We start from the raw sequence: 14,282 nt of genomic DNA on the forward strand, positions 1-14,282 counted from the left end.
GAACACACCTATGAAAATAACAAAGAGTCTGTTCCACGTCGGTGTTCTGGGGCTTTCGCTGCTGGCGACCGGCGTCATGGCGGCGGTCCCTGCGGCCGAAGCGGACAAACTGGGCAAGAGCCTGACCCCGATGGGCGCGGAGATGGCGGGCAACGCTGACGGATCGATCCCGGCCTGGAAGCCGATGGCGAAAAATGCCGGCACCGCCGACAGCAAAGGTTTCCTGTCCGACCCGTTTGCCAGTGAAAAACCACTGTTCACCATCACGGCGCAGAACGTTGACCAGTACAAGGACAAACTCGCACCGGGCCAGTACGCGATGTTCAAGCGCTACCCGGAAACCTTCAAGATGCCGGTCTACCCGTCCCATCGCGGCGCGACCGTGCCGGATGCCGTGTTTGCCTCCATCAAGAAAAACGCCACCGCCACTAACCTGGTGTCCGGCGGCAACGGTCTGGAGAACTTCGAAACCGCAATCCCATTCCCGATTCCGAAGACCGGCGTCGAAGTCATCTGGAACCACATCACCCGCTATCGCGGTGGCAGCGTGACCCGTCTGGTGACCCAGGCCACGCCGCAGCCGAACGGCTCATACAGCCTGGTGTACTTCCAGGACCAGTTCGTGTTCCGCGACAAGATGAAGGATTACGATCCGGCGAACCCGGGCAACATCCTGTTCTACTTCAAGCAGAAAGTGACCGCGCCGGCACGTCTGGCCGGTGGTGTGCTGCTGGTGCACGAAACCCTCGACCAGGTGAAAGAGCCGCGTTCGGCGTGGGTCTACAACGCCGGTCAGCGTCGTGTGCGTCGCGCACCACAAGTGTCCTATGACGGGCCGGGTACCGCAGCCGATGGCCTGCGTACCTCCGACAACCTGGACATGTACAACGGTGCACCGGATCGTTACGACTGGAAGCTCGAAGGCAAGAAAGAGATGTACATCGCCTCCGACGCCTACAAACTCGACTCGCCGCAACTCAAGTACGACGACATCATCAAGGCCGGTCACATCAACCAGGACCTGGCTCGTTACGAGCTGCGTCGGGTCTGGCATGTGGTGGCTACCTTGAAGGAAGGTCAGCGCCACATCTATGCCAAGCGTGACTTCTACATCGACGAAGACACCTGGCAAGCGGCCGTGATCGACCACTACGACGGTCGTAATCAACTGTGGCGTGTGGCGGAAGCTCACTCTCAGAATTACTACAACGTTCAAGTGCCGTGGTACACCCTGGAAACCTTGTACGACCTGCAATCGGGCCGCTACCTGGCACTGGGCATGAAGAACGAAGAGAAATCGGCGTATGACTTCGGCTTCACCGCCACCACCAGCGACTTCACTCCGGCCGCTCTGCGCCAGGATGGTGTTCGCTAAGCTGCCCTGAACAGAGGCCGCATCCTCGAGAAACGCCCCGACTGGTTCGGGGCGTTTTTTTTGTGGGAGCCGAGCTTGCTCGCGATGGCGTCCGTATCACCACCGCATGATTGTCGATACACCGCGTCAACCGCAATCGCGGGCAAGCCATGCTCCTACGGTCTTTTTGTAGCCATTTGTAGCAATAACCTTCATTCCCTCTTCGTTTACCGCTAGGCTGCGGACATCTGCAACGCCGCCAACCGCCATTCAAACAAGAGCCGGCCATGACTGATCTGTCCCCACACCCGGGCCCTGCAAGCGTTGCCGTCGCGGCACTGGACGGGCGTTTTTTTCGGCCTCCGTTGCCCGACGGCCATGTGCTGCGGCCTCGTCTGTGCGAGCGCCTGAGTGCGGGCCTCGGTGGCAGGCTGTTGCTGGTCAGCGCACCGGCGGGGTTTGGCAAGAGTTCGTTGGCGGTGGAGTTCTGTCAGGGCTTGCCGGCTCACTGGCAAAGTCTGTGGCTGGGGTTGAGTCCGCGAGACAGCGATCCCGGACGTTTTCTCGAGCGGTTGCTCGAAGGCCTCCAGGACTTTTTTCCGCAACTGGGCAGCAAGTCCCTGGGCCTGCTGAAAATGCGCCAGCGGCATCAACCGTTTGCCTTTGAAGAATGGCTGGACGGTTTGCTCGATGAGTTGGCCGTGCACCTGTCTGCGAGTACGCCCCTGCTGTTGGTGCTGGATGACTACCATCTGGCACAGGGCCCGGTTCTCGATCGCTGCCTGCAATTTTTCCTCAATCACCTGCCTGACGGTTTGCTGGTCATGGTCACCAGTCGGCAGCGACCGGACTGGCATCTGGCGCGCCTGCGGCTGTCGCGGCAACTCCTCGAGTTGAATGAACAGGACTTGCGCCTGACTCACGATGAAGCCTTGACCCTGCTTGATCGGCACAGCAGTTCCTTGCGCGGCGAAGCGCTGGAGAGCCTCATCCAGCGCAGCGAAGGTTGGGTCGCCGGACTGCGTTTCTGGCTGCTGGCAGCGTCTGAAGCGGGCTCCCAGGGTGCTATGCCGCAGGCCTTGCATGGCGGGGAAGGGCTGATCCGCGATTATCTGCTGGAAGAAGTCATCGATTGTCTGCCCGCCGAGGTGCAGTCATTCCTTTACGACACAGCACCTCAGGAACGCTTTTGCAGCGAACTGTGCGACGCCGTTCGCGAAGCCCATGACAGTGCCGAGATCCTGCGTTTTCTGCTGGCTCATCAGGTGTTCCTGGTGCCACTGGATGAAAACGGTCACTGGTATCGCTACCACCATTTGTTTTCCGACCTGTTGCGCACCCGGCCCACCGCGCAAGCGATAGTACCGGCGGCCAGCCTGCACCTGCGCGCCTGTCGCTGGTTCAATGCCCAGGGGCTGCTCGACGAGGCGGTTGAGCAGGCATTGCGTGCCGGGCACCTCGACGTCGCGGCGAACCTGGTGCAGAACCTCTCCGAAGAACAACTGTTGGCCGAACAGAACGTCGGCATGTTGCTGCGCTGGAAAATGGACTTGCCCGACAGCCTGCTGATCAGCACGCCACGGCTGATCGTGCTGTACAGCTGGGCGTTGGGGCTGGCCTGTCAGCTGGACGCCGCCGAGGAGCTGGCCAGTCATTTGAGCCGCTTCCTGCCGGCCCCGTCGGCCACTGCGCAGAAATCCATGCTGGCGCAATGGCTGGCCCTGAGCGGGATCATCGCCCGCGGGCGCGGCAATCGTGAGCTGACGCTGCTCTATTGCACCGAAGCGCAGGAGAGCCTGCCCGCCAAACGCTACGGGCAACGCCTGATGTGCCTCTCGACCCTGTCTAACCTGGCCATTGCCGACGGCGACTTGTGGCGTGCCCGCGGGTTGAACCGTGAATCTCTGGAGTTGGCGCAACGGGTCGGCAACCCGTTGTTCGAAGCGCTGGCCCACTACGACCGCGCTCGCGTGCTGCAAGCGCGAGGGGAAATCCTTCGTGCGCAGGATGAGGTGCGCCAGGGGCTGCAACGCCTGCAAGGGTTATCCCCGCAACGGCTGTATGCCGTCCGCGCCCGACTGACTTTGTACGAAGGCTTTTTACTGGCCCTGCGCTTGCAGCCCCAAGCTGCGCGGGCACGCTTGCAAGCCGGTTTGAATGAAGCACGCGCCTGTCGTGATATCAGCGTATTGATCGGCCACTGCGTGATCGCCAGGCTTGAGGGCATCAGCGGCGAATTCGCCAAAGCCTTCGCTGAACTCGCCGAAGCCGAGCGCCTGATGCACATCTGGGACGTGCCACCGATCTACTACCTGGCGATGATCACCCTGGTCAAATGCGAACTCTGGCTGGCGCAGGGGCGTACCGATCTGGCCGAAGCCTGGCTTGCTCGCTTGGGCCAGACCTACAACGGCGAACACGCCGCAGCCCCTCCGGAGTTCCATCCGCAACTGCCGCTGCATATCGAGTTGCAGCAAGCCTTGCTGGAGGTCATTCAGGGACAGCCGATGCTGGCCGAAGGACGATTGAACGCGTTGCTTGAGCATGGGCAGCAAACCGGCAGGCAGCTGCTCAGCGTGATGGCACTGACTCAGAAAGTGACGTTATTGCTGGGGTGCGGACGCGAACCCGAGGCCCGCAAGGCCCTGAGTCAGGCGCTGGAAACTGCGGCCGGTGGAGTGCTACAACTGTTTGACAGGTTGTTGGCTGAACATCCGGACTGGCTGCGTGGACAACTTCAACTCGGTGCGCCGACGCCCGTTTCACAGAGTCTTTCAGAGCATCTTCCGACAGTGGCAGCCCGTCCCGCAGCGGAGTCATCCGCCGCCGCGGAACAACTCAGTACGCGGGAAATGGCTGTCCTGCGACTGATCGCCCAAGGTTGTTCGAATCAAGAGATCAGCGATCAGCTGTTTATTTCGCTGCACACTGTAAAAACTCACGCCAGCCATATCAACAGCAAGCTTGGGGTGGAGCGGCGAACGCAAGCGGTCGCCAGGGCGAAAGAGTTGGGTGTATTGCAGTAATCGCCGTTTGAAGACCTCCGAAGCAAGTTGGGTCTTGCGATCAGAGGTTTTCGGTCATGTCTCCTCTGAGACAGTTACTCCGGATGTCTGCCCCACGTCGATGGAGCGCTTCAGGATCGACAGTAAGCCGATGGAGCAGTCATCTCCGGTCTTACTGGCAATGGACTGTTGCAAGTTGTCACCCAACACTTCCCTCATTTTTTTTCTGGGCAACGTTGCATTCCACTCCAGCAGCTTTTGGATCGCTGGGGCAGGGACGCCACTGGATTTGTCATAGAGACTTTGCGCGGTGCCGTCGCTCATGATCGCGAAGCCCGTCGTGGCTTCGATTTGCCCACGGTACAACCTGAGCCGCGACGCCGCTTTATGGTCAGTCAGCAACGGGGCGGTATTGGCCGACTCACCATTTTCTGGATGAGAAAGGGCCTGAAGTTGTCCGTCCGCATCAACGCTTGCGATGACGCCATCGCCCAAGTGACCTGCGAGGTAGCGGCCTCGTGAGTAAGCGACGAACGACAAGGTACAGGCCAGGTCGTTGATATCGCCGCCAAGCTTTGCAGCTTTGCGTCTGAACGCGTCCAGGCAGCGATTAACCAGGCGCTGGGCTGCCTTCGCGTTGTGTTTGTCCATGTTTTGCCAGAGGCTTTCAAAGTTTTTGCAGACAAAGGCCAGGGTGGCCGTGACCGCTACTTGGGCGCCGATTTCGGAACTGGAGCCAGCCCCAACCGCCAATGAAATGCAGGTCACCTCGTTGGACTCTCTGGCCGCGGCATAGTCCTGGCAAGGCGTTTGAGTTCTGAGGTGTTCGCGTCCTGCCACAAACGCGCAGGCCGTTTTACAGCTGAAGTCTTCCGGAATCTCAGGCATGGTTCAGACCTGTGCCCAGGCTTCGATACCTTTAATGTCCTGACGAAGGAGATAGTCTTCTTGCATGGGATTATCCTTTTGGGCTGAGCGTTACAAAAAACGCTTCAAGAGTCGTTTGAACCAGGCATTGGCTTCCTGCCGTCCTGTTTCAAATAGGCGCGGCGCGAGGATAACCTATCAATTTTGCGGATCATAACCGCAGTACCCAGCCTTGGCACCAGGATTAAACCCATGCAAACCCCGAATACAGCCCTCATCCGCGAAACCTTCCCCGTCGGCCCTTTGCAGTGCAACTGCACGATCATCGGCGATCCGATCACCAAAAAGGCCATCGTGGTGGATCCGGGCGGTAATCACGAACTGATCCTCGCGCGGCTCGACGCGCTGGGCTTGAAGGTGGTCAGCATCATCCATACCCATGCACACCTCGATCACTTCCTGGCTTCCGGTCAGTTGAAGGAGAAAACCGGCGCAACCCTGCACCTGCATAAAGAAGATCAATTTCTGTGGGACAACCTGGAAATGCAGTGCCAGATGTTCGGTGTGCCCTACACGCCGGTGCCACCGCCGGATCGCTGGTTGGCCGATGATGAAGAACTGGCCTGCGGCTGTGGCGTGGCGTTGCACACGCCGGGTCATACGCCGGGCTCCATGAGCTTTTGGTTTTCAGAGGCTAAGCTGCTGATTGCCGGTGACACGTTGTTTCGTCGCGGGGTAGGGCGCACGGATTTGTGGGGTGGCGATCAGGCGACCATCGTGCGGTCGATCAAGCAGCGGCTGTACACCCTCGACGAAGAGGCGACGGTGGTGACCGGGCATGGTCCGGACACCCGTCTGGGCGATGAAATGCGCGAGAACCCTTTTGTGCGGGTGTGATATCTAGCGTTGTGAGGGGCGTGGCGGAATTATTTTCATCCGCAATGATCCAACGCCCGCAAAGGTTTAATGCCTTAGTCCGTTGCACCACAGAATGCAAAAACCAGGAGCTCTTCATGTTCACCAAGCAGCGTTTGATTATTGTCGCTACGGCTGTGGCCTTGCTGTCTGGCTGCGCCTCGCCTAACCCTTACGACAACCAGGGCCAGGCCGACGGTGGTTCCACGGGCATGAGCAAAACCGCTAAATACGGTGGCCTCGGCGCTCTGGCCGGTGCTTTGGCCGGTGCCGCCATCAGTCACGATAACCGTGGCAAGGGCGCGCTGATTGGCGCTGCGGTGGTGGGTGCTTCCGCCGCCGGTTACGGTTATTACGCCGACCAGCAAGAGAAAAAGCTGCGCGCCAGCATGGCCAACACCGGGGTGGAAGTGCAGCGCCAGGGCGATCAGATCAAACTGATCATGCCGGGTAACATCACCTTCGCTACCGATTCGGCGAACATCGCGTCGGGTTTCTATCAGCCGCTGAACAATCTGGCGGGCTCGCTCAAGGAGTTCAGCCAGAACCAGATCGAGATCGTCGGCTACACCGACAGCACCGGCAGCCGCCAGCACAACATGGACCTGTCCCAGCGTCGCGCCCAGAGCGTGGCGACTTACCTGACGTCGCAGGGCGTGAGCGGTGCCAACCTGTCGGCTCGCGGTGCCGGGCCGGATAACCCGATTGCCAGCAACGGTGACGTCAATGGCCGGGCGCAGAACCGTCGGGTCGAGGTCAACCTGAAGGCGATTCCGGGTCAGCAGTATCAGCAACCGACCCAGCAGTACCAGTAACAGCCTGACTGAACTCCAGGCGTAAAAAAGCCCGCCCGATCCTCAACAGATCGGGCGGGCTTTTTTGTGTCGCGCGAAACCTGATTACTTCTTCAGGCCGTAATGCTCATCGAGCATGCCCGGTGCGTTCGGGGCTTTGGGGGCGTAGTCGCGAGGTGGCTCCTGATTGCGCGGCGGCGTCAGGCGTTCCCGTGGGGCGGCTGCCGCATCGGCGTGCAGCGAGGCCAGCAGGCGTTGGCGGGTTTGCTCGTCCAGGGCCAGGCGGTTGGCACCCTCGGCGAGATGATCCTGCACTTCCTGATAGCTCGCAGTCAGTTTCTTGACCAGGGTTGCAGTGCTGTTGAAGTGGGTGACCACCTCGTTCTGATAACTGTCGAAACGTTCCTGAATGTCATCCAGCTGACGTTGTGTGCTGCTAGGCGCGGCATTCGGCACCAGGCGAGCGATCAGGAAACCAATGGCGACACCCACAACCAGGGCAAGAGTCGGCAACAACCAAACTAAGAGCGAGTGTTCCACGAGTCCTTCCTCTATAAACGGCTTTGCTTTACGTTAACGGCTCGAACCTGCGCTGTATACCGCGATTCACTCGCAATAGATTGGCACAGACAATTTGCTAGACGAGTCGACCCGATTTGAGGTCACGGAGTTCCTTCCTTGCTTATGCGCGAAACCCCTGTAGTGATTGATGGCCCGGTCGGCCAACTGGAAGCCCTTTACCTGGACAATGAGCAGCCACGCGGCATTGCGCTGATCTGCCACCCGAACCCGGTGCAGGGCGGCACCATGCTCAACAAAGTCGTCTCGACCTTGCAGCGCACCGCGCGCGACGCCGGTTTGATTACTTTGCGTTTCAACTACCGTGGCGTCGGTGCCAGTGAAGGCACTCACGATATGGGCACGGGTGAAGTCGATGATGCCCAGGCCGCCGCCGAATGGCTGCGGGCCAAGCACCCGGAATTGCCGCTGACGCTGTTCGGTTTCTCCTTCGGCGGTTTTGTTGCCGCCAGTCTCGGCGGACGCCTGGAAGCGAAGGGCGAACAGCTGAAACATTTGTTCATGGTCGCGGCTGCTGTCACTCGCCTCAACGGTTATGACCTGTTGCCGGTCAACTGCCCGTTGACCCTGATCCAGCCAGAAACCGACGAAGTCATCGACCCGCAAGCCGTCTACGACTGGTCCTCGAAACTCGAGCGCCCCCATGAGCTGCTGAAAGTGGCAGAATGCGGACACTTTTTTCATGGCAAGCTGACCGATCTCAAGGATCTGATCCTGCCGCGTCTTTCGAATTGATTGCAGTCTGACAAGCGATTACCCATGACGACTCGTACCCGTATCCTCACCGGCATCACCACCACCGGCACGCCGCACCTGGGCAACTACGCCGGCGCCATCCGTCCGGCGATCATCGCCAGCCGTGACAGCAATGCCGATTCGTTCTACTTCCTGGCCGACTACCACGCCCTGATCAAATGCGATGACCCGCTGCGCATCCAGCGCTCGCGTCTGGAAATCGCCGCGACCTGGCTGGCCGGTGGCCTGGATGTGGACCGCGTAACCTTCTATCGCCAGTCCGACATCCCGGAAATCCCCGAGCTGACCTGGCTGCTGACCTGCGTCGCCGCCAAGGGCCTGCTCAATCGCGCCCACGCCTACAAGGCTTCGGTGGACAAGAACGTCGAAACCGGCGAAGACCCGGACGCTGGCATCACCATGGGCTTGTACAGCTACCCGGTGCTGATGGCCGCGGACATTCTGATGTTCAACGCCCACAAGGTGCCGGTCGGCCGTGACCAGATCCAGCACGTGGAAATGGCCCGTGACATCGGTCAACGCTTCAACCATCTGTTCGGTCAGGGCAAAGAGTTCTTCACCATGCCTGAGGCGCTGATCGAAGAAAGCGTCGCCACGCTGCCAGGCCTCGACGGTCGCAAGATGTCGAAGAGCTACGACAACACCATTCCGTTGTTCAGCAGCGCCAAGGAAATGAAGGACGCCATTTCGCGGATCGTTACCGACTCCCGTGCACCGGGCGAGGCGAAAGATCCGGACAACTCGCACCTGTTCACCTTGTTCCAGGCCTTCGCCACCCCGGCGCAGTCCGACGAATTCCGCAGCGAACTGTTGCAGGGCCTGGGTTGGGGTGAGGCGAAGAATCGTCTGATCCAGCTGCTCGACAGCGAGCTGGGCGAGTCCCGCGAGCGTTATTACCAGCTGATCGAACGTCCGGCAGACCTGGAAGACATCCTGCAGATCGGCGCCAAAAAGGCTCGTTCGGTGGCGACACCGTTCCTCCACGAACTGCGTGAAGCGGTTGGCCTGCGCTCTTTCGTCGCTCAAACTCAAGTCGCTGCCACCACCAAGAAGAAAGCCGCGAAAGCCGCGCGTTTCGTCAGCTTCCGTGAAGACGACGGCAGTTTCCGCTTCCGTCTGCTGGCGGCCGACGGCGAGCAACTGCTGCTGTCGCGCAACTTCGCCGACGGTAAAACCGCAGGCCAGGTGACCAAGCAACTGCAATCGGGTCAGCCATTGGACGTGCGCAACGAAGACCTGAGCTTCAGCGTCTGGCTCGAAGGCGAGTGCGTTGCCGACAGCCCGGCCTTTGCTGACAGCGCCGCTCGCGATGCTGCCATCGAGACCCTGCGGGTTGCTCTGACGCCGGTTCAGGAATAAATCAGCGGCTCGGCCCGACCAAGGGCCGATTGCCATTCCCACGGGCCGTCGCTACAGTGACGGCCCGTTTTTGTTGCCTTGCTAACGAATTATGACGCCCCTAGAACGATATCAAGCTGATCTGAAACGCCCGGAATTCTTCCATGACGCCGCGCAGGAAACTGCGGTGCGCCATTTGCAGCGCCTGTACGACGATCTGGTCGCGGCCTCGCACAGCAAACCGGGTCTGTTCGGCAAACTGTTTGGCAAGAAAGACGCGGCACCGGTCAAGGGTCTGTACTTCTGGGGCGGCGTCGGCCGTGGCAAGACCTATCTGGTCGACACCTTCTTCGAAGCGCTGCCGTTCAAGGAAAAGGTCCGCACTCACTTCCACCGCTTCATGAAGCGCGTGCACGAAGAGATGAAGACCCTCGGCGGCGAGAAAAACCCGCTGACCATCATCGCCAAGCGCTTCTCCGATGAAGCCCGGGTGATTTGTTTCGATGAGTTCTTCGTGTCTGACATCACCGACGCGATGATCCTCGGCACGCTGATGGAAGAGCTGTTCAAGAACGGCGTGACCCTGGTCGCGACCTCGAACATCGTGCCGGACGGTTTGTACAAGGACGGCCTGCAACGTGCGCGCTTCCTGCCAGCCATTGCGCTGATCAAGCAGAACACCGAGATCGTCAACGTCGACAGCGGCGTCGATTATCGTCTGCGTCACCTTGAGCAAGCGGAGCTGTTCCACTTTCCGCTGGATGATGCGTCCCACGAAAGCCTGCGCAAGAGCTTCCGCGCCCTGACGCCGGAATGCACGGCAGCCATCGAGAACGATGTGTTGATGATCGAGAACCGCGAAATCCGTGCCGTGCGCACCTGCGATGACGTGGCCTGGTTCGACTTCCGCGAACTCTGCGACGGCCCGCGCAGCCAGAACGACTACATCGAACTGGGCAAGATCTTCCACGCCGTGTTGCTCAGCGGTGTCGAGCAGATGAGCGTCACCACCGACGACATCGCCCGACGTTTTATCAACATGGTCGACGAGTTCTACGACCGCAACGTGAAGCTGATCATTTCCGCTGAAGTCGAGCTCAAAGACCTCTACACCGGCGGTCGCCTGAACTTCGAGTTCCAGCGCACCCTCAGTCGTCTGCTGGAAATGCAGTCTCACGAATTCCTGTCTCGGGCACACAAGCCGTAGGACATTTCGGTAAATGAGAAAGGCCTGCATTGCAGGCCTTTTTTGTGCGCTGTAGATCCCTACTGGCTGCTGTACCCCTGTGTCAGTCTTCCAAGAGATACCGCGCCAGTTCATCTTGTCGCTGGCAGCCAATGAGCAGCCACAACAAGACCCGGGCTTTGCGCGGGCAGAGGAATCCGGCCATTGATGCACCTTTACGAATCAGGTCCATCTCGCCGCCAATAAAACCGTAGGAAGATTGCGCGGTGGAACCGGAACCGGTCCGGGTTGCGATGATCACCGGAATCTTCTTGGCGATGTGCTTGATAACCTCGGCCCAACGCTCCGAAACATGTCCGGCACCGAAACCGCCGATCACCAGTCCGTCATAGCCAAGATCGAGAATGTTCTCCAGTAACAGCGTGTCGGCAGAGAGCGACGCCTCCAGCATCGCAACCTTCTGTGTGGTCTGTTGCGGCAACGGCAAAACCGTTCGCTGGGCCGGTGGGCGCACATAGCGGACGGCGTTTTCGACGAGCATGCCGGCGGGGCCAAAGACTGGAGAGGAAAACGCCTGCACTGCCAATGAATCGGTTTTACGCACGCGGCATGCCGGGTGAATCTGCCCGTTCATAACCACCTGAACGCCTCGCAGTCGACTGTCTTCAGCCAGTGCGACTCGGCAAGCATCCAGCAGATTTGCCGGGCCATCGGCTCCCGGCTGGGCTGCCGAGCGCATGGCACCGGTCAGGACCAGCGGTTCTTCGTGGTCCCACAAATGGTCAAAAAACGTGGCTGATTCTTCAAGTGTGTCCGTGCCCTGGGTAATGACGACACCGACGGCACCTTGCTTGATCTGGAAATTCGCCCAGGAAAGGACGCTCAGCAAAAAGTCGAAATCCAGTGAGGCGCTGGGCAACAGTCCGAGCGTTTCTACGGTGACCCGTGCCAAGGTCGCCAACTCTGGCACCGAGGCCAGCAGGGTTTCGCCGCTGACGGTCGGGATTACCCCTTCGCCAGCGTTCCTGGCTTGCATGCTCACGGTGCCGCCGAGCGCTGCAATGGCCAGTTTGGGCAGGTCCATGTGATACCTCATTAGCGTGTGATGAGAGGTGGCTGTATCCGGATTTGAGTCCGTGATACAGCCCGGTCGCGACGTTCGTCAGCGGGCTACCAGCAGTCCAATAAACGGAATGATCAGCAACGTGCTGATGGCCATGGCCAGTACATTGCCGATGAAACCGTGCATGTCGGCCGGCAACCGCTTGGCAATCGCGCATGCCAGTGGTGGCGCAATCAATGCCCCCAGCAGTGCGCTTGAGGCGATAACCTGCCAGCTGCCGCCGTACGTCAGAACGGCCGCCGGTACGACTGACACCAACGGAACGTAGGTGGGATACCAGCCGCGCAATATCCATTGCTGACGCCAGATCACTACGCCTAACGCCGAGGTCAAGGCTTGCGCGGCGATCAGTTGGGGCAGCAAGCCCGTGCCATACACCGGGCTTGTGGGGTTCAAGGTGTAAGCCATCAAGGCGCCCGCGATCAAACCGAGACTGGCCCATTCATTGCCAAAGAACGGCGCTTCCGAAAAGTCGGCCAACACCCGGCGCAGGCTCCACACGACACCATAATCGGGCGTTTTGGTGATGGCGGGTACGGGCACAGGGGGGGACGGTTTCTTGGGTGGGTCGGACTTCACCAGGCTCGGCAGGTAACGACAGAGCAGAAAAGCGCCGACGCTGGCGACCGCCATGCCCGTGACATTGCCGATCACCGCCGGCAATCCGAGGGGGTTGCAGACGTAATTGACGATCAACAAGCACATCGGAGTGACGAACACGGCGCCCATGATTGCGCCATTGATTGTGACCTTCCAGCCGCCGCCAAACATCAGCACCATCGCCGCCGGCAGCGAAACAAACGCCGCAAACGTCGGTTGCCAACGGGTGGCCGTGACCGTCCAGCCCCACAGCAGGTTGCTCAACAACAGGCCCAGCAACGAGCTGGTGACGAGCCACGGCCATAATCCCGTCCCGTAGGAGATGGCAAAGCCTTGCCAGGCTTTTCCCGTTCTATTCGCCCAGTAGGCCAGGTAGGCGCCTGCAAGCAACCCGATCGAAGCGAACTCATGTTTGTAGAACGCCACCTCGCTGATGTCTCCCAAGACCCAACGCAGCCAGGCACTGGGCTCCGGGAGGCTCGACACCATGTGACTGTAGTCTGGCCAATGGGCTGACCAGGATGTCCGGTAGGTGAATGAGAGCCAGATGATCAACAGAGTCGTGCTGAGCATCAGCCAGATGATCGCCATATCCAGCCGCGACCTGGCGGCAAGCCGGTTTTGCGGTTTTTCGTTTGTGGTTTCCATCAGTCATTCCCCTTATCAGCGCGGCAGACAAGGGTGCTGGGTGTAACCGAGCATTTGATCGTAGAGGTCGGTTCGACGATCGCGATGCAAATCGTTCAGGTTGTTCCAGATGGGCGCGCTGCGCGAGCTGGTCAGGTCGATGTCGGCAAACAGGATTTCCTGCTTGTCTGCTGAGGCCACCAGGCCAATCGGCCAGCCGTTGGTGCCCGCGATCAGCGAGCAGCCCAGGTAACGTGCACCTCGCTCTTCGCCGATCCGGCTCGCCGCCGCAATAAACACATTGTTGACGTGAGCTGCCGTCATCGTCAGGTACGACGCCATGCACTTGCCGGCGTCATCGAACAGCGGCGGAGGCGTCCACACCCAGTTGTTCAGGCTGCAAATGATGTCCGCGCCTTGCTGACTGAGGATTCGCGGCACTTCCGGGAACCAGATATCCCAGCAGATCAACAATCCGATACGGCCAATAGGCGTATCGAAAACCGGAAAGCCCTGATCTCCCGGTGTGAACCACAGCTTCTCCAGGTTCCACAAATGGGCTTTGCGATACTTGCCGATAAAACCGTCAGGCCCGACCAGAACGCCGGTGTTGAACAGCCGCATGCCATCGCGCTCGGTCAAGCCGGCCACCAGGTAAACCTTGTGCTGGCGGGCGAAGTCCACCCAGATTTGCACACTCGGCCCGTCGGGAATCACCTCCGAATGGTCGAACGCGTCTTGCCGATTGCTGAAGAAATAACCTGTGCTGCAAAGCTCGGGCAGCACGATGAGATTGGCACCGCCGTTTACCGCTTCCAGGGCCAACTCCAGACCATGACGCAGATTACCTGCGCGTTTCTCTTTGCCGACTTGTGGGTCGAATTGCACGACGGCTACACGAACAGGACTTGTTGGCTCGCTCATTCTCGATGACCTCTTTTTTATTGTTTTTCACGCTGTTTAGTTGCGTGTTTATAAGAGTTGAAATGGCGTTTTTACGTAAGTCAGCGGCTTCCGTTTGAGCTGTAGTCCGTGTCCGAAGATCGCGCAGGGCAGAGCGCCCGAATACTTCTGTCGGGGCGCAAGGTGGCGTAATAGAGCGGTTACGCAGAGACAGAACCAACGCGCAGGGCGCATT

At 59.6% G+C, this 14,282-nt stretch carries 12 protein-coding genes; 7 read left to right on the forward strand and 5 right to left on the reverse strand.

Annotation, left to right across the window (positions count from 1 at the left end; all coding sequences use genetic code 11):
* Window positions 1-10: 10 nt before the first annotated feature.
* The gene (locus tag CKW16_RS21335; RefSeq protein ID WP_095130437.1) at window positions 11-1,375 is read left to right on the forward strand and encodes a DUF1329 domain-containing protein; all 1,365 of its coding nucleotides are present in this window, start codon (window positions 11-13) and stop codon (window positions 1,373-1,375) included.
* 266 nt (window positions 1,376-1,641) lie between these two features.
* Window positions 1,642-4,380 (forward strand): LuxR C-terminal-related transcriptional regulator, encoded by a 2,739-nt coding sequence (locus CKW16_RS21340; RefSeq protein ID WP_095130439.1) that lies wholly within the window; start codon window positions 1,642-1,644, stop codon window positions 4,378-4,380.
* Window positions 4,381-4,434: 54 nt separating this feature from the next.
* Here CKW16_RS21340 and CKW16_RS21345 read toward each other — a convergent pair whose 3' ends face one another.
* Window positions 4,435-5,247: a PP2C family serine/threonine-protein phosphatase gene (locus CKW16_RS21345; RefSeq protein WP_095130441.1), complete on the reverse strand. Its 813-nt coding sequence runs from the start codon at window positions 5,245-5,247 to the stop codon at window positions 4,435-4,437.
* Between the two features lie 231 nt (window positions 5,248-5,478).
* Here CKW16_RS21345 and CKW16_RS21350 point away from each other — a divergent pair, with 231 nt between their 5' ends.
* Together CKW16_RS21350 and CKW16_RS21355 are read left to right on the forward strand one after the other, a co-directional pair.
* Entirely contained in the window at window positions 5,479-6,123 is a 645-nt protein-coding gene (locus tag CKW16_RS21350; RefSeq protein WP_095130443.1) for an MBL fold metallo-hydrolase, read from the forward strand.
* A gap of 116 nt (window positions 6,124-6,239) precedes the next feature.
* The gene (locus tag CKW16_RS21355; protein ID WP_095130445.1) at window positions 6,240-6,956 is read left to right on the forward strand and encodes an OmpA family protein; all 717 of its coding nucleotides are present in this window, start codon (window positions 6,240-6,242) and stop codon (window positions 6,954-6,956) included.
* 84 nt (window positions 6,957-7,040) lie between these two features.
* Here the strand turns inward: CKW16_RS21355 and CKW16_RS21360 are convergent, their stop codons facing one another.
* Entirely contained in the window at window positions 7,041-7,475 is a 435-nt protein-coding gene (locus tag CKW16_RS21360) for a YhcB family protein (RefSeq protein WP_046053408.1), read from the reverse strand.
* A 144-nt stretch (window positions 7,476-7,619) separates the two neighbouring features.
* Between CKW16_RS21360 and CKW16_RS21365 the strand changes: the two genes are divergently transcribed.
* The 3 genes from CKW16_RS21365 (at window position 7,620) to zapE (ending at window position 10,815) form a co-directional block, all read left to right on the forward strand.
* The gene (locus CKW16_RS21365; protein WP_095130447.1) at window positions 7,620-8,249 is read left to right on the forward strand and encodes an alpha/beta hydrolase; all 630 of its coding nucleotides are present in this window, start codon (window positions 7,620-7,622) and stop codon (window positions 8,247-8,249) included.
* A 24-nt stretch (window positions 8,250-8,273) separates the two neighbouring features.
* Window positions 8,274-9,629, forward strand: a complete 1,356-nt coding sequence (locus CKW16_RS21370; RefSeq protein WP_095130449.1) for a tryptophan--tRNA ligase — start codon at window positions 8,274-8,276, stop codon at window positions 9,627-9,629.
* Window positions 9,630-9,720: 91 nt separating this feature from the next.
* The gene (zapE, locus tag CKW16_RS21375; RefSeq protein ID WP_046048269.1) at window positions 9,721-10,815 is read left to right on the forward strand and encodes a cell division protein ZapE; all 1,095 of its coding nucleotides are present in this window, start codon (window positions 9,721-9,723) and stop codon (window positions 10,813-10,815) included.
* Between the two features lie 82 nt (window positions 10,816-10,897).
* Here the strand turns inward: zapE and CKW16_RS21380 are convergent, their stop codons facing one another.
* The 3 genes from CKW16_RS21380 to CKW16_RS21390 form a co-directional block, all read right to left on the reverse strand.
* The gene (locus CKW16_RS21380; RefSeq protein WP_095130451.1) at window positions 10,898-11,878 is read right to left on the reverse strand and encodes an asparaginase; all 981 of its coding nucleotides are present in this window, start codon (window positions 11,876-11,878) and stop codon (window positions 10,898-10,900) included.
* Window positions 11,879-11,956: 78 nt separating this feature from the next.
* On the reverse strand, window positions 11,957-13,165 hold the full coding sequence (locus CKW16_RS21385; RefSeq protein ID WP_095130453.1) for a hypothetical protein: 1,209 nt from the start codon (window positions 13,163-13,165) through the stop codon (window positions 11,957-11,959).
* Between the two features lie 15 nt (window positions 13,166-13,180).
* Complete coding sequence (locus tag CKW16_RS21390; RefSeq protein ID WP_095130455.1) at window positions 13,181-14,068, reverse strand: nitrilase family protein; 888 nt, start codon at window positions 14,066-14,068, stop codon at window positions 13,181-13,183.
* Between the last annotated feature and the right edge of the window lie 214 nt (window positions 14,069-14,282).

Origin of the sequence: Pseudomonas sp. Irchel s3h14, from assembly GCF_900187425.1 — a bacterium.
In the GTDB taxonomy this organism is placed as follows: Bacteria; Pseudomonadota; Gammaproteobacteria; order Pseudomonadales; family Pseudomonadaceae; genus Aquipseudomonas.